The 17,803-nt window shown below is 42.6% G+C and carries 21 protein-coding genes; 8 read left to right on the top strand and 13 right to left on the bottom strand.

All coding sequences use genetic code 11. The annotated features are described in order from the left end of the window. Nucleotides 1-166: 166 nt before the first annotated feature. The 6 genes from gatC (at nucleotide 167) to nusB (ending at nucleotide 4,897) form a co-directional block, all read left to right on the top strand. On the top strand, nucleotides 167-469 hold the full coding sequence (gene gatC, locus ACAM22_RS01950; RefSeq protein ID WP_369606857.1) for an Asp-tRNA(Asn)/Glu-tRNA(Gln) amidotransferase subunit GatC: 303 nt from the start codon (nucleotides 167-169) through the stop codon (nucleotides 467-469). Beyond that, nucleotides 469-1,935 (top strand): Asp-tRNA(Asn)/Glu-tRNA(Gln) amidotransferase subunit GatA, encoded by a 1,467-nt coding sequence (gene gatA, locus ACAM22_RS01945; protein WP_369606856.1) that lies wholly within the window; start codon nucleotides 469-471, stop codon nucleotides 1,933-1,935. The genes gatC and gatA overlap by 1 nt, the downstream gene beginning before the upstream one ends. After that, nucleotides 1,935-3,377 carry an Asp-tRNA(Asn)/Glu-tRNA(Gln) amidotransferase subunit GatB gene (gene gatB / locus ACAM22_RS01940; protein ID WP_001008656.1) on the top strand — a complete coding sequence of 481 codons (1,443 nt, stop codon included), beginning with the start codon at nucleotides 1,935-1,937 and terminating at the stop codon, nucleotides 3,375-3,377. Before gatA ends, gatB begins: the two co-directional genes overlap by 1 nt. Nucleotides 3,378-3,507: 130 nt before the next feature. Further along, complete coding sequence (efp, locus tag ACAM22_RS01935) at nucleotides 3,508-4,068, top strand: elongation factor P (RefSeq protein ID WP_000568643.1); 561 nt, start codon at nucleotides 3,508-3,510, stop codon at nucleotides 4,066-4,068. Nucleotides 4,069-4,089: 21 nt separating this feature from the next. Further along, nucleotides 4,090-4,479, top strand: coding sequence for an Asp23/Gls24 family envelope stress response protein (locus tag ACAM22_RS01930; RefSeq protein ID WP_261051358.1), 390 nt, complete (start codon nucleotides 4,090-4,092; stop codon nucleotides 4,477-4,479). Continuing rightward, nucleotides 4,472-4,897 (top strand): transcription antitermination factor NusB, encoded by a 426-nt coding sequence (gene nusB / locus ACAM22_RS01925; RefSeq protein ID WP_049552713.1) that lies wholly within the window; start codon nucleotides 4,472-4,474, stop codon nucleotides 4,895-4,897. Before ACAM22_RS01930 ends, nusB begins: the two co-directional genes overlap by 8 nt. 266 nt (nucleotides 4,898-5,163) lie before the next feature. On the opposite strand, the gene ACAM22_RS01920 is transcribed toward nusB, so the two are convergent. The 13 genes from ACAM22_RS01920 to ACAM22_RS01860 form a co-directional block, all read right to left on the bottom strand. Then, complete coding sequence (locus ACAM22_RS01920; RefSeq protein WP_261051351.1) at nucleotides 5,164-5,931, bottom strand: acetyl-CoA carboxylase carboxyl transferase subunit alpha; 768 nt, start codon at nucleotides 5,929-5,931, stop codon at nucleotides 5,164-5,166. Beyond that, nucleotides 5,928-6,794 (bottom strand): acetyl-CoA carboxylase, carboxyltransferase subunit beta, encoded by an 867-nt coding sequence (gene accD, locus ACAM22_RS01915; protein ID WP_261051350.1) that lies wholly within the window; start codon nucleotides 6,792-6,794, stop codon nucleotides 5,928-5,930. The genes ACAM22_RS01920 and accD overlap by 4 nt, the downstream gene beginning before the upstream one ends. Nucleotides 6,795-6,830: 36 nt before the next feature. After that, nucleotides 6,831-8,198 carry an acetyl-CoA carboxylase biotin carboxylase subunit gene (gene accC, locus ACAM22_RS01910; protein ID WP_261051343.1) on the bottom strand — a complete coding sequence of 456 codons (1,368 nt, stop codon included), beginning with the start codon at nucleotides 8,196-8,198 and terminating at the stop codon, nucleotides 6,831-6,833. Nucleotides 8,199-8,209: 11 nt separating this feature from the next. After that, on the bottom strand, nucleotides 8,210-8,632 hold the full coding sequence (gene fabZ, locus ACAM22_RS01905) for a 3-hydroxyacyl-ACP dehydratase FabZ (protein WP_000565514.1): 423 nt from the start codon (nucleotides 8,630-8,632) through the stop codon (nucleotides 8,210-8,212). Continuing rightward, entirely contained in the window at nucleotides 8,629-9,114 is a 486-nt protein-coding gene (gene accB / locus ACAM22_RS01900) for an acetyl-CoA carboxylase biotin carboxyl carrier protein (protein ID WP_261070518.1), read from the bottom strand. Before accB ends, fabZ begins: the two co-directional genes overlap by 4 nt. Before the next feature lie 2 nt (nucleotides 9,115-9,116). Further along, on the bottom strand, nucleotides 9,117-10,352 hold the full coding sequence (gene fabF / locus ACAM22_RS01895; RefSeq protein ID WP_261070517.1) for a beta-ketoacyl-ACP synthase II: 1,236 nt from the start codon (nucleotides 10,350-10,352) through the stop codon (nucleotides 9,117-9,119). Between the two features lie 21 nt (nucleotides 10,353-10,373). After that, entirely contained in the window at nucleotides 10,374-11,105 is a 732-nt protein-coding gene (gene fabG / locus ACAM22_RS01890; RefSeq protein WP_261070516.1) for a 3-oxoacyl-[acyl-carrier-protein] reductase, read from the bottom strand. Between the two features lie 40 nt (nucleotides 11,106-11,145). Beyond that, nucleotides 11,146-12,069, bottom strand: a complete 924-nt coding sequence (gene fabD / locus ACAM22_RS01885) for an ACP S-malonyltransferase (RefSeq protein ID WP_261070515.1) — start codon at nucleotides 12,067-12,069, stop codon at nucleotides 11,146-11,148. Then, nucleotides 12,062-13,036: an enoyl-[acyl-carrier-protein] reductase FabK gene (fabK, locus tag ACAM22_RS01880; RefSeq protein ID WP_369606855.1), complete on the bottom strand. Its 975-nt coding sequence runs from the start codon at nucleotides 13,034-13,036 to the stop codon at nucleotides 12,062-12,064. Before fabK ends, fabD begins: the two co-directional genes overlap by 8 nt. Before the next feature lie 117 nt (nucleotides 13,037-13,153). Beyond that, nucleotides 13,154-13,378 (bottom strand): acyl carrier protein, encoded by a 225-nt coding sequence (locus ACAM22_RS01875; RefSeq protein WP_000257838.1) that lies wholly within the window; start codon nucleotides 13,376-13,378, stop codon nucleotides 13,154-13,156. Nucleotides 13,379-13,437: 59 nt separating this feature from the next. After that, nucleotides 13,438-14,412, bottom strand: a complete 975-nt coding sequence (locus ACAM22_RS01870) for a beta-ketoacyl-ACP synthase III (RefSeq protein ID WP_153210574.1) — start codon at nucleotides 14,410-14,412, stop codon at nucleotides 13,438-13,440. Next, nucleotides 14,412-14,846 carry a MarR family winged helix-turn-helix transcriptional regulator gene (locus tag ACAM22_RS01865; protein ID WP_000386355.1) on the bottom strand — a complete coding sequence of 145 codons (435 nt, stop codon included), beginning with the start codon at nucleotides 14,844-14,846 and terminating at the stop codon, nucleotides 14,412-14,414. Before ACAM22_RS01865 ends, ACAM22_RS01870 begins: the two co-directional genes overlap by 1 nt. Before the next feature lie 93 nt (nucleotides 14,847-14,939). Next, a complete protein-coding gene (locus tag ACAM22_RS01860; protein ID WP_369606854.1) occupies nucleotides 14,940-15,725 on the bottom strand; it encodes an enoyl-CoA hydratase in 786 nt (261 codons plus the stop codon). A 209-nt stretch (nucleotides 15,726-15,934) separates the two neighbouring features. On the opposite strand from ACAM22_RS01860, the gene ACAM22_RS01855 reads away from it, so the two are divergent. Together ACAM22_RS01855 and ACAM22_RS01850 are read left to right on the top strand one after the other, a co-directional pair. After that, nucleotides 15,935-17,299, top strand: a complete 1,365-nt coding sequence (locus tag ACAM22_RS01855; RefSeq protein WP_261049193.1) for an aspartate kinase — start codon at nucleotides 15,935-15,937, stop codon at nucleotides 17,297-17,299. 2 nt (nucleotides 17,300-17,301) lie between these two features. Beyond that, nucleotides 17,302-17,673, top strand: a complete 372-nt coding sequence (locus ACAM22_RS01850; protein WP_000079349.1) for a DUF956 family protein — start codon at nucleotides 17,302-17,304, stop codon at nucleotides 17,671-17,673. Nucleotides 17,674-17,803: the final 130 nt, after the last annotated feature.

Raw genomic sequence — 17,803 nt, 5'->3', positions numbered from 1 at the left:
TTGTACCATATAATTTCTCCTCTGATATCCTCTTTTCAAACAAATCATCATTAAAACCCGTTCTCCATCCTCTACCTGTCTTTTTTCACCTTTCCCTCCCTTATTTATAGGAAAATATGGTAAAATAGAACAGACTAAAAATCATCATTTCATGAAAGGATGCAAGATGAAAATTACGCAAGAAGAGGTAACACACGTTGCCAATCTTTCAAAATTAAGATTCTCCGAAGAAGAAACTGCTGCCTTTGCGACTACCTTGTCTAAAATTGTTGACATGGTTGAATTGCTGGGCGAAGTCGACACAACTGGTGTCGTACCTACTACGACCATGGCTGACCGCAAAACTCTACTCCGCCCTGATGTGGCCGAAGAAGGAACAGACCGTGATCGCTTGTTTAAAAACGTACCTGAAAAAGACAACTACTATATCAAGGTACCAGCTATCCTAGACGATGGAGGAGATGCCTAATGACTTTCAACAATAAAACAATTGAAGACTTGCACAATCTCCTTGTTTCTAAGGAAATTTCTGCAACAGAATTAACCCAAGCAACACTTGAAGATATCAAGTCTCGCGAGACAGCTATCAACGCTTTCGTCACCATAGCTGAAGACCAGGCTCTTACTCAAGCTAAAGCCATTGATGAAGCTGGAATCGATGCTGACAATGTCCTTTCAGGAATTCCACTTGCTGTTAAGGATAACATCTCTACAGACGGCATCCTCACAACTGCTGCCTCAAAAATGCTCTACAACTATGAGCCTATCTTTGATGCAACAGCTGTTGCCAATGCAAAAGCCAAGGGCATGATCGTTGTTGGGAAAACCAACATGGACGAATTTGCTATGGGTGGATCAGGTGAGACTTCACACTATGGTGCCACTAAAAATGCTTGGGACCACAGCAAGGTTCCTGGTGGATCATCAAGTGGTTCGGCCGCAGCTGTAGCTTCAGGACAAGTTCGCTTGTCACTTGGTTCTGATACTGGTGGCTCTATCCGCCAACCTGCTGCCTTCAACGGGATCGTTGGTCTCAAACCAACCTACGGAACGGTTTCTCGTTTCGGTCTCATTGCCTTCGGTAGCTCATTAGACCAGATTGGACCTTTTGCTCCTACTGTTAAGGAAAACGCCCTCTTGCTCAACGCTATTGCCAGCGAAGATGTCAAAGATTCTACTTCTGCCCCTGTCCGCATTGCCGACTTTACTTCAAAAATCGGCCAAGACATCAAGGGCATGAAAATTGCTTTGCCTAAAGAATATCTCGGTGAAGGGATTGACCCAGAGGTTAAGGAAACTATTCTGAATGCAGCCAAACACTTTGAAAAACTGGGTGCTATCGTTGAAGAAGTCAGCCTTCCTCACTCAAAATACGGTGTTGCCGTTTACTACATCATCGCTTCATCTGAGGCTTCATCAAACTTGCAACGTTTTGATGGTATCCGTTACGGCTACCGCGCAGAAGATGCAAGCAACCTTGATGAAATCTACGTAAATAGCCGTAGCCAAGGTTTTGGTGAAGAAGTGAAACGTCGTATCATGCTAGGTACTTTCAGCCTTTCATCAGGTTACTACGATGCCTACTACAAGAAAGCTGGTCAGGTTCGTACCCTCATCATCCAAGATTTCGAAAAAGTCTTCGCGGATTACGACTTGATTTTGGGCCCAACTGCACCAAGTGTTGCCTATGACTTGGATTCTCTCAACCACGACCCAGTTGCCATGTACTTGGCTGACCTTTTGACCATACCAGTCAACTTGGCAGGTCTCCCAGGAATTTCGATTCCTGCTGGATTCTCTCAAGGTCTGCCTGTTGGTCTCCAATTGATTGGTCCTAAGTATTCTGAGGAAACCATTTACCAAGCTGCTGCTGTTTTTGAAGCAACAACAGACTACCACAAACAACAACCCGTGATTTTTGGAGGTGACAACTAATGAACTTTGAAACAGTCATTGGACTTGAAGTCCACGTAGAGCTCAACACCAATTCAAAAATCTTCTCACCTACTTCTGCCCACTTTGGAAATGACCAAAATGCCAACACCAACGTGATTGACTGGTCTTTCCCAGGAGTTCTACCAGTTCTCAATAAAGGTGTTGTTGATGCCGGTATCAAGGCTGCTCTTGCCCTCAACATGGACATCCACAAAAAGATGCACTTTGACCGCAAGAACTACTTCTATCCTGATAATCCCAAAGCCTACCAAATTTCTCAGTTTGATGAGCCAATCGGTTATAACGGCTGGATTGAAGTGGAACTAGAAGATGGTACGACTAAGAAAATCGGTATCGAACGTGCCCACCTAGAAGAAGACGCTGGTAAAAACACCCACGGTACAGATGGCTACTCTTATGTTGACCTCAACCGCCAAGGGGTGCCATTGATTGAGATTGTATCTGAAGCTGACATGCGTTCTCCTGAAGAAGCCTACGCTTACCTAACAGCCCTCAAGGAAGTTATCCAGTACGCTGGTATTTCTGACGTTAAGATGGAAGAAGGTTCTATGCGTGTGGATGCCAACATCTCCCTTCGTCCGTATGGTCAAGAAAAATTCGGTACCAAGACTGAGTTGAAGAACCTCAACTCCTTCTCAAACGTTCGCAAAGGTCTTGAATACGAAGTCCAACGCCAGGCTGAAATCCTTCGCTCAGGTGGTCAAATCCGCCAAGAAACTCGTCGTTATGATGAGGCAAATAAGGCAACCATCCTCATGCGTGTCAAGGAAGGGGCTGCAGACTACCGCTACTTCCCAGAACCAGACCTACCACTCTTTGAAATCTCAGACGAGTGGATTGAGGAAATGCGGACAGAGTTGCCAGAGTTTCCAAAAGAACGCCGTGCGCGTTATGTATCTGACCTTGGCTTGTCAGACTACGATGCTAGTCAGTTGACTGCAAACAAAGTCACTTCTGACTTCTTTGAAAAAGCTGTTGCCCTCGGTGGCGATGCCAAACAAGTTTCTAACTGGCTCCAAGGCGAAGTCGCTCAATTCTTGAACGCTGAAGGTAAGACACTGGAACAAATCGAATTGACACCAGAAAACTTGGTTGAAATGATCGCCATCATCGAAGACGGTACTATCTCTTCTAAGATTGCCAAGAAAGTCTTTGTCCACCTGGCTAAAAATGGCGGTGGAGCGCGTGAATATGTTGAAAAAGCAGGTATGGTCCAAATCTCAGATCCAGATATTCTGATTCCAATCATCCACCAAGTCTTTGATGATAACGAAGCGGCTGTTGCCGACTTCAAGTCAGGTAAACGTAACGCAGATAAGGCCTTTACAGGCTTCCTTATGAAAGCAACCAAAGGCCAAGCCAACCCACAAGTCGCCCTTAAACTCCTTGCCCAAGAATTGGCGAAGTTGAAAGAAGATTAATATGTAAAAGAAACCAGCCCTGAGGTTGGTTTTTTCTCTCCTACTATCTCCCAATAACTATTTTGGCTTTATTTCCAGAAGATTTTATGGTAAAATGAAGAGTAATAATATTTATTAAAGAGGTAAAAACATGATTGAAGCAAGCAAATTGAAAGCTGGTATGACATTTGAAACTGCAGACGGAAAATTGATCCGCGTTTTGGAAGCTAGCCACCACAAACCAGGTAAAGGGAACACAATCATGCGTATGAAATTGCGTGATGTCCGTACTGGTTCTACATTTGATACAAGCTACCGTCCAGAAGAAAAATTCGAACAAGCTATTATCGAAACTGTTCCAGCTCAATACTTGTACAAAATGGATGAAACTGCCTACTTCATGAACACTGAAACTTACGACCAATACGAAATCCCAGTCGTGAACGTTGAAAATGAATTGCTTTACATCCTTGAAAACTCTGATGTGAAAATCCAATTCTACGGAACTGAAGTAATCGGTGTAACTGTACCAACTACTGTTGAATTGACAGTTGCTGAAACACAACCATCTATCAAGGGTGCTACTGTTACAGGTTCTGGTAAACCAGCAACTATGGAAACTGGACTTGTTGTCAACGTTCCTGACTTCATCGAAGCTGGACAAAAATTGATCATCAACACTGCAGAAGGAACTTACGTTTCTCGTGCCTAATCTCTAGAAAGAGGTCATTCTATGGGAACTGAAGAACAATTTGGCGAAATCGTTATCGCTCCACGTGTACTTGAAAAAATCATTGCCATCGCAACTGCTAAAGTTGATGGTGTCCATTCATTTTCAAATAAATCCGTATCTGATACCCTATCAAAACTCTCTCTTGGTCGTGGCGTCTACTTAAAAGAAAGCAACGAAGAACTAACTGCTGACATCTATCTCTATCTTGAGTACGGTGTGAAGGTACCAAAAGTTGCTCTTACTATTCAAAAAGCAGTCAAAGATGCTGTCCGTGATATGGCTGATGTGGAACTTGCTGCTGTTAACATCCATGTTGCAGGAATCGTTCCAGACAAAACACCAAAACCTGAGTTGAAAGATCTATTTAACGAGGACTTCCTCAATGACTAGTCCATTATTAGAATCTAGACGCGAACTTCGTAAATGCGCTTTTCAAGCTCTTATGAGCCTTGAATTCGGTACAGATATGGAAACGGCTTGTCACTTTGCCTACACACATGACCGTGAAGATACAGATGTGCAAATCCCTGCCTTTCTTCTGAACTTGGTTTCTGGTGTTCAAGCTCAAAAAGACGAGTTGGATAAACAAATCAACCAGCACCTCAAGTCAGGCTGGACAGTTGAACGCTTGACCTTGGTCGAAAAAAACTTACTACGCTTAGGAATCTTTGAAATCACTTCATTTGATACACCTCAGCTGGTAGCAGTCAATGAAGCTATTGAACTCGCTAAGAATTTTTCAGATCAAAAATCAGCCCGTTTTATCAATGGACTGCTTAGTCAATTTGTAACAGAAGAAAATGAATAATCAAAAAGGTGTTTGGTTTTCCAAGCACCTTTTGACTTTCCCCTCTGCACAGAGTAATACTCTTCGAAAATCAAATTCAAACCGCGTCAACGTCGCCTTACCGTATATGTGTTACTGACTTCGTCAGTTCTATCCATAACCTCAAAACGGTGTTTTAAGCAACCTGCGGCTAGTTTCCTAGTTTGCTCTTTGATTTTCATTGAGTATAAGAAGCACATAAAAACTAGAACTGACTGCCAGTTCTAGTTTTTATGTGTTCTGAGGTATTAGTATTTTCTAAATCGTTGATAGCGTTCTTCCAACAACTCTTCTAACGGTTTTTGTAAAAGTATAGCTAGCTCAGCTTGGAGTTCTTTTTTGACACTCTTAATCAGTTCCTTACTAGAAAGTCCTGCTTCAGAAATCACCTTATCCACCACGTCCATTTCTAACAGCTCATGCGAAGTGATTTTCATCAGTTCTGCCGCTTCCATGGCACGAGTGCCGTCCTTCCATAGAATGGAAGCAAAACCTTCTGGACTGAGAATAGCATAAATAGAATTTTCCAGCATCCAAACACGGTCCGCAACGGCTAGAGCCAGAGCCCCACCTGAACCACCTTCACCGATAATGATAGCAATAATCGGAACTTTCAGGCCACTCATTTCCATGAGATTGCGAGCAATAGCTTCCCCCTGTCCACGTTCTTCCGCTCCGACACCAGGATAAGCACCTGCTGTATTGATAAAGGTCACTACTGGACGGCCAAATTTTTCAGCCTGTTTCATCAACCGTAGGGCCTTACGGTAACCTTCTGGATGCGGTTGACCAAAATTCCGTTTTAGATTATCTTGTAAACTCTTGCCTTTTTGGATACCAACCACTGTTACGGCTTGATTTCCAAGCCAGCCAATACCACCAACAACTGCACCATCGTCACGAAAAGAACGGTCACCGTGTAATTGGATAAATTCATCAAAAATGCCTGTCGCAAAGTCCAAGCTTGTCAAGCGACTCTGCTCACGCGCTTCTCTGACTATTTTTGCAATATTCATCTAGGACTCCCTCCATGCAATCTGACTAGACTAGCAATCGTATCTGGCAAGTCTCTTCTTTTGACAATAGCATCCACAAAGCCATGTTCCAATAGGAATTCTGCCTTTTGGAAATCCTCAGGTAAACTTTCACGAACCGTATTTTCAATCACACGACGCCCAGCAAAACCGACCAAGCTCTGTGGTTCAGCCAGAATGATATCTCCTTCCATAGCGAAAGAAGCTGTTACACCACCTGTCGTTGGATCTGTCAAAATGGTCAGGTAAAGGAGACCTGCATTTGAATGGCGTTTAACCGCTGCAGAAATCTTGGCCATCTGCATGAGACTCATGATTCCTTCCTGCATACGGGCTCCACCAGAGGCTGTGAAGAGAACAACTGGCAATTGTTCGACAGTCGCATACTCAAACAAACGAGTGATTTTCTCCCCTACAACCGTACCCATAGAAGCCATGATAAAGTTGGAATCCATAATCCCAAGAGCTACAGTCTGACCTTTAATAAGAGCAGTTCCTGTCACAACGGCTTCATCCAACCCTGTTTTTTCACGCATAGTTGCTAGTTTCTTTTGATAACCAGGGAAATGCAAGGGATCCTTGCTTTCAATCCCTGTAAACAATTCCTTGAAGGTTCCCATATCAATCGTCAAAGCCAAGCGTTCTTGGGCAGAAATACGAAAGGTGTAGCTACAATGCGGACAGGTACGCTCACTTCCCAGATCCTTCTGATAAATGGTATGCTTACAGCCTGGACACTGGGAGAATAATTCATCTGGAACCTCTGGCTTGGCTTGAGGTTTTTCCCTAACCGAACGATTGGGATTTATTCGAATATACTTATCTTTTTTACTAAATAGAGCCATTGATTCCCCTTTTCGGTTTAAACTCTTGAAGTCATTTTATTCTTTTTCTTGATACTTGGGTAAAAAGGTTTCCATCAAGAAGGAAGTATCATAATCTCCAGCAATGACATTGCGATCTGAAATGAGGTCAAGCTGGAAATCAGCATTGGTCTGCACCCCTTCAATCTCTAATTCATAGAGGGCACGTTGCATTTTCATCAAGGCATCAAAACGATTTTCGCCGTGAACGATGATTTTAGCAATCATACTATCATAATAGGGCGGAATGGTATAACCTGGATAAACTGCTGAATCCACGCGCAAGCCAACTCCACCACTTGGCAGATAGAGATTGGTAATCTTACCTGGACTTGGAGCAAAGTTAAAGGCTGGATTTTCTGCATTGATCCGACACTCGATGGCATGACCACGTAGAACAATATCTTCTTGCTTAACAGACAAAGGCTGACCTGCCGCAATGCGAATCTGTTCCTTAACGATATCCACACCTGAAACAAATTCTGTTACTGGATGTTCTACCTGAACACGTGTATTCATTTCCATGAAATAGAAATTGCTACTTGCTTCATCAAGAAGAAACTCAATGGTCCCTGCATTCTCATAGCCAACAGACTCTGCCGCTCGAACAGCAGCAGAACCAATTTCATTGCGCAGCGTTTTTCCGATTGCAATCGAAGGACTTTCTTCCAAAACCTTTTGATTATTCCGTTGAAGAGAACAATCTCGTTCACCTAGATGAATCACATTCCCATGCTCATCTCCTAGGATTTGAACCTCAATGTGACGAGCTGGATAGATAACTCGTTCTATGTACATGGCACCATTGCCATAATTGGCCTTGGCTTCACTAGAGGCAGTTTCAAAGGCTGAAACGAGGTCTTCTGGCTTTTCAACCTTACGAATCCCTTTACCGCCTCCACCTGCTGAGGCCTTGAGCATAACAGGATAGCCAATTTTTTCAGCAACAATCAAAGCTTCCTCAGAGTTATGCACTTCTCCATCTGAACCTGGAATGACTGGAACACCAGCTTTGATCATCTGAGCACGCGCATTGATCTTGTCTCCCATCATATCCATGACATAGCCAGATGGACCGATAAACTTGATACCAACTTCTTCACACATGGTAGCAAATTTGGAATTTTCACTGAGAAATCCGAAACCGGGGTGAATAGCTTCTGCCTCAGTCAAGACTGCAGCTGATAGAACCGCATTGATATTGAGATAAGACTCTGTTGCCTTACCAGGGCCGATACAAACTGCTTCATCTGCCAAAAGCGTATGAAGGGCTTCCTTATCAGCAGTCGAATAAACCGCCACCGTCGCAATCCCCAATTCACGCGCCGCACGGATAATACGAACCGCAATTTCACCACGATTGGCAATTAAAATTTTTCGAAACATGGAGAACCTCCTTAGTTCCCTATTGCAAAGGTAAGAATACCACTAGCTGCAAGCTTGCCATCCACTTCAGCCTTTGCTTCAACCACAGCGATTGTGCCACGACGTTTTACAAACGTTGCCGTCATAACTAATTGGTCACCTGGTACAACTTGCTTCTTAAATTTAACCTTGTCCATACCAGCGTAAAAGACCAGTTTCCCCTTATTTTCAGGTTTTGACAACTCCAACACACCAGCTGTTTGCGCCAAGGCTTCCATAATCAGAACACCTGGCATAACTGGATATTGAGGAAAATGGCCGTTAAAGAAGGGCTCATTGATGGTCACATTTTTGATGGCAACAATGGTATCCTCGCTCACTTCCAACACACGGTCCACTAGGAGCATAGGATAACGGTGGGGAAGGGCTTCTTTGATTCCTTGAATATCGATCATTTGATACGTACCAATCCTTTACCAAACTCAACCATTTCTTCGTTAGAAACGAGAATTTCCGTTACCACACCATCCTTAGGAGCTGGGATTTCATTCATGACTTTCATGGCTTCGATAATGACCAATGTTTGACCTTTTTTAACACTATCACCAACTGAAACGAAGGCAGGTTTATCTGGGCCAGCAGCCAAGTAAGCCACCCCAACAAGTGGGCTCTCTACAAGATCTCCCTCAGCAGCCACACTTGCTTCAGCTGGAGCTGGAACCTCTTCTGCTACAGTTTCTGCTGGAGCAGATGTAGGAGCTACTGGACTTGGTGTTGCTAGAACGGATGCTGGAGCTACTTGAGCTGCGACTTCAGGCACATGTCTCGCTTCATTCTTGCTAAACTGCAATTCATCCGTCCCATTTTTATAAGAAAATTCTCTCAAACTTGACTGGTCAAATTGGGCCATCAAGTCTTTAATATCGTTTAAATTCATACTTATTTATTCTCCCAACGTTTGAAAGCAAGAACGGCATTGTGGCCACCAAAACCAAAAGTATTTGAAATAGCGTATGGAATTTCTTGCTCCAAGCCTTGTCCATAAACGACATTGGCTTCGATATAATCTGATACTTCACTTGTTCCAGCTGTCATTGGTACAAAGTTATGACGCATAGCTTCAATTGTGACGATAGCTTCTACTGCGCCCGCAGCACCCAGCAAATGTCCTGTGAAAGACTTGGTTGATGATACAGGTACTTCCTTACCAAGAACAGCTACGATGGCACCACTTTCTCCTTTTTCATTAGCAGGAGTTGACGTTCCGTGAGCATTGACATAGGCTACTTGCTCTGGAGAAATCTCAGCTTCTTCCAAGGCTAGTTTGATGGCCTTGATAGCTCCCTGACCTTCTGGATGTGGTGAGGTCATGTGGTAGGCATCACAAGTATTTCCGTAGCCAACCACTTCAGCCAGGATAGTAGCGCCACGTTTTTCAGCGTGTTCCAGACTTTCAAGAACCAACATCCCTGAACCTTCACCCATGACAAAACCATTACGGTCCTTATCAAATGGGATAGAAGCACGAGTAGGATCCTCTGTAGTAGAGAGAGCTGTTAGAGCTTGGAAACCAGCAATAGCAAAAGGTGTGATAGAGGCTTCTGAACCACCTACCAACATAACATCTTGGAAACCAAACTTAATCGAGCGGAAGGCATCCCCAATCGCATCATTTGATGAAGCGCAGGCGGTATTGATAGATTTACAAACACCGTTTGCTCCAAAACGCATAGCAACATTTCCTGAAGCCATATTTGGCAAGGCTTTTGGAAGGGTCAATGGTTTCACACGTTTTGGTCCTTTGTCATGGAGGCGAAGCACTTGATCTTCAATTTCTTTGATTCCACCAATACCAGAGGCCACGATAACACCAAAACGATCTTTATCAAGAGCCTCTACATCCAAATTGGCATGATTGACAGCTTCTTGGGCCGCGTACAAGGCATACAAAGAATAGTTATCAAAACGATTGGTATCTTTCTTTACAAAGTATTTATCAAAAGGAAAATCTTGGATCTCTGCCGCATTATGCACATCAAAGTCACTATGATCAAATTTTGTAATTGGACCAATTCCGATTTTTCCAGTTGTCAAACTATTCCAAAATTCTTCTGGTGTATTTCCGATTGGAGATGTTACTCCATAACCTGTTACTACTACGCGATTTAGTTTCATCTTTCTCACCTCTAGCTTCTGCTACATACTTAAGCCGCCATCAATGGCAACTACTTGACCAGTTAGATAATCTTGGCCTGCTAAAAATACTGTCAAATCTGCAACCTGCTCTGCCTGCCCAAATTCTTTCATAGGAATTTGCGCCAGCATGGCATCTTTTACCTTGTCTGATAGGACCGCTGTCATATCGGATTCAATCATTCCCGGTGCGATAGCATTAACTCTGATATTGCGATTAGCCACTTCACGCGCCACAGACTTGGTAAAACCAATCAAACCAGCCTTAGAAGCAGCATAGTTAGCTTGACCAATATTTCCCATCAAACCAACAACACTAGACATATTAATGATAGCACCTTCTCTGGCTTTTATCATCGGTTTCAAGACTGATTGTGTCATGTTAAAGGCACCAGTCAAGTTAACCTTGAGCACTTTTTCAAAATCTGCTTCTGTCATCTTGAGCATCAGGGTATCTTGGGTAATCCCTGCATTGTTGACCAAAACATCTACTGAACCCAGCTCTGCAATAGCTTGCTCAACCATACGCTTAGCGTCTGCAAAATCAGACACATCCCCTGAAATGGGAACCACCTTGACACCATAGTTTGAAAACTCAGTGAGCAATTCTTCTGAGATAGACCCACGACTGTTTAAGACGATGTTGGCTCCTGCTTGAGCAAACTTGTGGGCAATGGCAAGACCAATTCCACGACTCGAACCTGTAATAAAGATATTTTTATTTTTTAGTTGCATTCTTTTCTCCTGTTTTCTCTTATATTTATGGGAGAAGGGATTACTTGTTTTCTAGCAAGGCTTTCAAACTAGCCTGATCTTCAACATTGGCTAGTTTAGCTGTCTTATCAATCTTTTTCACAAAGCCTGACAAAACTTTCCCCGGGCCAATCTCGATAAAGTTGGTTACTCCTGCTTCTTGCATAACTGCAATACTTTCATAAAAACGAACTGGTTCCTTGACCTGACGCGTCAAGAGTTGAGCAATGTCTTCTTTTTGCATAATTGTAGCTTCTGTATTACCGACTAGGGGACAAGTAAAATCTGAAAAACTTACCTGAGCTAGTATTTCAGCTAGTTTCTGGCTAGCAGGCTCAAGGAGAGCGGTATGAAAAGGTCCTGAAACCTTGAGAGGAATCAAGCGTTTAGCCCCTGCTTCCTGCAAGAGTTCGACAGCTCGATCAACTGCAACCACTTCTCCACCAATCACGATTTGTGCAGGTGTATTATAGTTGGCTGGGGTAACTACTCCAAGTTCAGAAGCTTTTCGACAGACTTCCTCAATAACCTCTACTGGTGTATTAAGAACTGCCACCATCTTGCCAGAGCCAGCAGGAGCTGCTTCTTCCATATAGGCTCCACGTTTAGCAACTAAGGCAACAGCTTCTTCAAAATCCAAGGCGCCGCTGGCCACCAAGGCAGAATATTCCCCAAGGGACAAACCAGCAACCATATCAGGCTGATATCCCTTTTCTTGCAATAAACGGTAAATAGCAACCGATGTCGCTAGAATGGCAGGTTGCGTATAGCGAGTCTGATTAAGTTTTTCTTCTTCCGTATCAATGAGATGACGCAAATCGTAACCGAGTACCTGACTCGCTTGATCAATCGTTTCTTTGACAATCGGATACTGATCATATAGATCCCGTCCCATCCCTAGATACTGGGCACCTTGACCAGCAAATAAAAAGGCTGTTTTAGTCATTTCTTACAACTCCTGCCCAACGAGAGGCTTCTTCTTGTATTTTCTTAGCTGCTCCGTAATACAAATCTTTTAGGATTTCTTCAACGGTTTCTTCTTTGGAAACAAGGCCTGCGATTTGACCTGCCATAACAGACCCACCATCCACATCACCGTGAACAACTGCTTTGGCTAGGGCACCTGCTCCCATTTGTTCAAAGATTTCCAAATCAGGATTTTCTTGTTTAAAGGCATCTTTCTCAGCTTTTTCAAAATCACGAGTCAACTGATTTTTAATCGCACGAACAGCATGTCCAAAGTGTTGAGCTGAAATTGTAGTATCAATATCTCTAGCTTTTAAAATTTTCGCCTTGTAATTTGGATGGGCATTAGACTCTTTTGCAACGACAAAACGAGTTCCAACCTGAACAGCTTCTGCACCTAGCATAAAGCCAGCAGCAGCACCTTCACCATCCGCAATCCCTCCTGCAGCAATAACAGGAATAGATACAGCAGCAGCAACCTGGCGCACCAAGGTCATGGTTGTTAATTTACCGATATGCCCCCCAGCTTCCATTCCTTCTGCAATAACGGCATCCGCACCGATTTTTTCCATGCGTTTAGCTAGGGCCACACTTGGTACAACAGGAATAACCGTAATACCGGCTTCATGGAAACGTTCCATGTATTTGCTTGGATTTCCTGCGCCTGTTGTAACTACCTTAACCCCTTCCTCGATAACGAGGTCTACAATATCTTCCACAAAGGGAGACAAGAGCATAATGTTGACACCAAAGGGTTTATCAGTCAATGATTTGATTTTATCAATATTTTCCTTGACAACTTCTTTAGGGGCATTCCCCCCACCGATAATCCCTAGTCCTCCAGCCTTGGAAACAGCTCCTGCCAAATCACCATCAGCAACCCAGGCCATTCCTCCTTGAAAAATAGGATAATCAATGTTCAATAATTCTGTAATACGCGTTTTCATAGTGCCTCCATCGTTTCTTGCTTACGTAATAGTTCGATACCGTCATAATTTGACAATCAAACTATTGCCTAAACAAGAGGGAGCGGGTTTCCCTACTCCTTCTATCTTATATTCTGCTTATTTTGTTTGCTCTTCAACATAGGCAACCAAGTCACCAACTGTTTTCAAGTCATCTTCTGCTTCGATTTGGATATCAAAAGCATCTTCGATTTCTGAGATTACTTGGAACAAGTCCAATGAATCTGCGTCCAAATCATCAAAAGTTGATTCAAGTGTTACTTCTGATGCGTCTTTCCCAAGTTCTTCAACGATAATTTCTTGTACTTTTTCAAATACTGCCATGATAGGACTCCTTTAAAATAAATAGTTTTTTTATAACAATGTGTTCACCACATGATTACCTAAATTGTAAGAATGAGCGTGCCCCATGTCAAGCCTCCACCGAAGCCTGATAGTAGAACAGTCTGGCTACCATCTAAACGGATGAGGCCTTGTTCTACACACTCTGAAAGTAAAATCGGGATACTTGCTGCACTGGTATTGCCATATTCCATCATATTGGCTGGAATTTTATCTCGGTTAACACCGATTTTTCTAGCCATCTTATCCAAAATACGGTCATTAGCCTGATGAAGTAGCAGATAATCCAAGTCTGTCGCCTCTATAGGAGATTCATCAATAGTCTGCTTGATAGACTTGGCTACGTCCCGAATAGCAAAATCAAAGACTGCACGCCCATCCATCTTCAAAAATGAATCTGCACTTTCTTGATCTGAAAATGGAGAATGTAAACCTGAATGTCCGTAGGTCAGACATTCGCTACGACTTCCATCACTATTGAGACTCTCAGCCAAGAAATGCTCTTGCTCGCTAGCTTCTAGCAAGACTCCACCAGCACCATCTCCAAACAAAACAGCTGTTGATCGGTCTGACCAATCGACTGCTTTAGAGAGGGTTTCACTACCAATCACCAAGCCTTTTTGAAAGCGACCAGAAGCGATAAACTTTTCAGCAGTTGAAAGAGCAAATACAAATCCACTGCAAGCCGCTGTTAGGTCAAAAGCAAAGGCCTTATTAGCACCAATATTAGCTTGAACACGAGCAGCTGTAGAGGGCATCATCGAATCTGGAGTAATGGTAGCTAGGATGATAAAATCCAACTCCCCTCCTGTGATTCCAGCTTTTGCCATCAGTTTCTTGGCAACTTCTGTAGCCAAATCACTAGTAGATTCTGTTCTTGAAATATGCCTTTGTCGTATTCCCGTCCGACTTGAAATCCACTCATCATTGGTATCCATAATCTGAGCCAAATCATGATTTGTAACCACTTGCTCTGGCACATAATGAGCAACCTGGCTTATTTTTGCAAAAGCCATTATCTCAAATCCTCCAAAAATTGATAAAGATTGGTCAAACCTTTGCTCATAACCTCAATTTCTTGCTTACTCATACCATCAATGATTTTTTCAACCATGGCCTTGTGGAAGCGTTTATGTAGCCTATGAACCAAGCGACCTTTCTTTGTCAAATGCAGATGTACCACACGTCGATCATGTTCTGAACGAATGCGTTCAATGTAACCCTTACGTTCGAGATTATTCAAACTAGTCGTAACTGTCCCAAGAGTCACCATCAACTCTTTTGACACTTGACTTGGTGTCACATCTGGAACTTTTCCAATCACATCAATCGTATGCATTTCTTTGATGGAGATATCCTTGAAACGACTACCTCTCAAGCTAACTTCCTCAATAACGAGGACATTGTTAAATATAGACGTTAAATATTCATTAATTCGTTGGTAGTCCAATCTTTCCTTCCCTCCTTTTCAAAAAAACTTTTAGAATCAAAACATTTGACAAAAGAATTATATCAAAGTTCAAAGAATGGTGCAAGTATTTTTTTATTTTCCTGTAAATTTAGGTCGTCTTCTTTCCGAATGAGCCCGAACTCCTTCTTTGAAATCCTCTGTTTGAGCTAAGGATTCCTGTAGGTTCAGTTCTAAAGTAGCATAATCTTGCCAATCTTTGAATTGGCTCTCCCACACCAACTTCTTAATGGCAGCATAGGAATTGCTTGAACCACGTCTTAATTTTTTAAGAAGCTGTTCTCTCGTCTTTTCAAGTTTATCAGCTTTACAGACACGGTAAACTAGGCCCCACTCTAAAGCTTTGTCTGCTGTTAAAGCTTCTCCTGTCATAGCTAATTGAACAGCACGCGTCACACCAATACTACGACTCAAGAGATGAATCCCACCTGCATCTGGAGCCAGGCCAACTCCAACAAAAGCTTGGATAAATTTAGCCTTATCCGTTGCCAGACAGAAATCTGCAGCAACAGCCATATTCGCTGCGGCACCTGCAACAGCCCCATCAACCTCCATCAAGACAGGCTTTGCAATCTGCTTGATTTTATAAGAAATAGTATTGACTAATTCTGCGATTTTCGTCAATGATGGAATATCATCCTCATCTACTGCTCGCTTCATCTCTACTAAATCTCCACCAACAGAGAAGACTTTGCCATTCGCGTTGATTAAGACAAAATGCACAGCCGGATCCTCTTCTGCCAAAGTCAGAGCTTCTAAAATCTCCTCGCACATAGGGATATGAAAACCATTTGCGACCTCAGGACGATTCAAGGTAAGAATTGCAAAATCCTCTTCAAGCTGATAAATAATGTGTTCCATCAGGACTCCTTTTTATTTTATAAGCAGTTTAAATTATTCTATTTTCAAAGTATATCTTTTTTAAAATCAGAAAGCAAGAAAAAATCAACTGAAAGTGTCTCAGCCGATTAGAAAGGCTCGCTTTATACTAGAAAGCATCTTATTTTCTTCATTGAAAAAAGGCTTTCTTTCTGCTATAATCGTATAAAATACTTACTTTAGGAGTTCTTATGAAGGTTGTTAAATTTGGAGGTAGCTCTCTTGCCTCTGCTAGTCAATTAGAAAAAGTTTTAAACATCGTAAAAAGCGATTCAGAGCGTCGTTTTGTAGTCGTTTCTGCGCCTGGTAAACGCAATGCTGAAGATACTAAGGTTACGGATGCCTTGATTAAATACTACCGCGACTATGTTGCTGGTAACGATATTAGTAAGAGTCAAAACTGGATTATCGACCGCTATGCTGCTATGGTTAGTGAACTAGGTCTTAAACCAGCTGTGCTAGAAAAAATTTCTAAAAGCATTCGTGCCTTAGCTACTCTTCCTATCGAAGAAAACGAATTTCTCTACGACACTTTCCTAGCAGCTGGTGAAAATAACAATGCTAAATTGATTGCTGCCTACTTTAATCAAAACGGGATCGATGCACGCTATGTGCACCCTAGAGAAGCTGGTATTGTGGTCACAAGTGAACCTGGTCACGCTCGCATCATTCCATCAAGTTATGACAAGATTGAAGAATTGACAAATACAAATGAAGTTCTTGTCATTCCTGGTTTCTTTGGAGTTACCAAGGAAAATCAAATCTGTACCTTCTCACGTGGAGGATCAGACATTACAGGTTCTATCATTGCTGCCGGTGTTAAGGCAGACCTCTATGAAAACTTTACGGATGTTGATGGTATCTTTGCGGCTCACCCAGGAATCATTCACCAACCACACTCTATCCCAGAGTTGACCTACCGTGAAATGCGTGAGTTGGCCTATGCAGGCTTCTCAGTCCTTCATGACGAAGCCCTTCTTCCCGCCTACCGTGGAAAAATTCCTCTGGTTATCAAGAATACCAACAATCCTGATCATCCAGGTACTCGTATCGTTCTAAAACACAGTAGTGATGAATTTCCAGTAGTAGGAATTGCTGGTGACTCTGGCTTTGTCAGCATCAACATGTCTAAATACCTCATGAACCGTGAGGTTGGATTTGGACGCAAGGTTCTTCAAATCCTTGAAGATCTTAACATCGGTTGGGAACATATGCCAACAGGTATCGACGATCTTTCAATCATCCTCCGTTCTCGTGAGCTAACTCCTATCAAGGAAGAAGAAATTCTTCGTCAGTTGGTTCAAAAGGCTGAAGTAGACCATGCAGAAATCGAACACGACCTTTCTATCATTATGATTGTTGGAGAAAAAATGAAGAGCCATATCGGAGTAACTGCTACTGCGACACGTGCTCTATCTGAAAATAAGATCAACATCCAGATGATGTCTCAAGGTTCTAGTGAAGTATCTATTATGTTTGTTGTCCATAAAGACCAAGAGAAAGCAGCTATTAAAGCCCTCTACAATGCCTTTTTCGGTGAAAACAAGGAAGATTAATCATGGCCCAATCTCTTAACAAAACAGTGCTCCTCAATACAACAGGCACCTCCTACCTCTCTATAGCTGGGAAAGTTGGGAAATTCCTTGTCGGAGATCAGGCTTTGGAATTTTACCCAGATGTCAATGTCGAACAATTTATCCAGATTCCTTGGAGCCATATCAACCAAATTGGAGCCAATGTCACTGGTCGCAAAATCAGTCGCCACTTCGAAGTCTTTACAGACAGAGGAAAATTCCTCTTTGCATCAAAAGACTCAGGTGCCATCCTCAAAATTGCTCGCGAAAAGCTGGGAAATGACAAGGTCGTCAAACTTCCTACTCTGATTCAGACCATTGGTCAAAAATTTAAAAATCTATTTGCAAAAAAGTAGAAACTTTAGTATAATTATAGCAACGGATAAGTAGGTTATCTTCTTCTTTCAGAAAGTCTGCGGGTGCTGCGAGCAGATAGGAGGGATAGGTGAAATTCTACCGTTAGTAACAATTACATACACAATCAAG

The organism is Streptococcus sp. SN-1 (assembly GCF_041154385.1).
GTDB lineage: Bacteria > Bacillota > Bacilli > Lactobacillales > Streptococcaceae > Streptococcus > Streptococcus mitis_CT.
The sequence above is the reverse complement of the archived record's forward strand: the minus strand, read 5'-3'. Positions and strand labels throughout refer to the sequence as shown.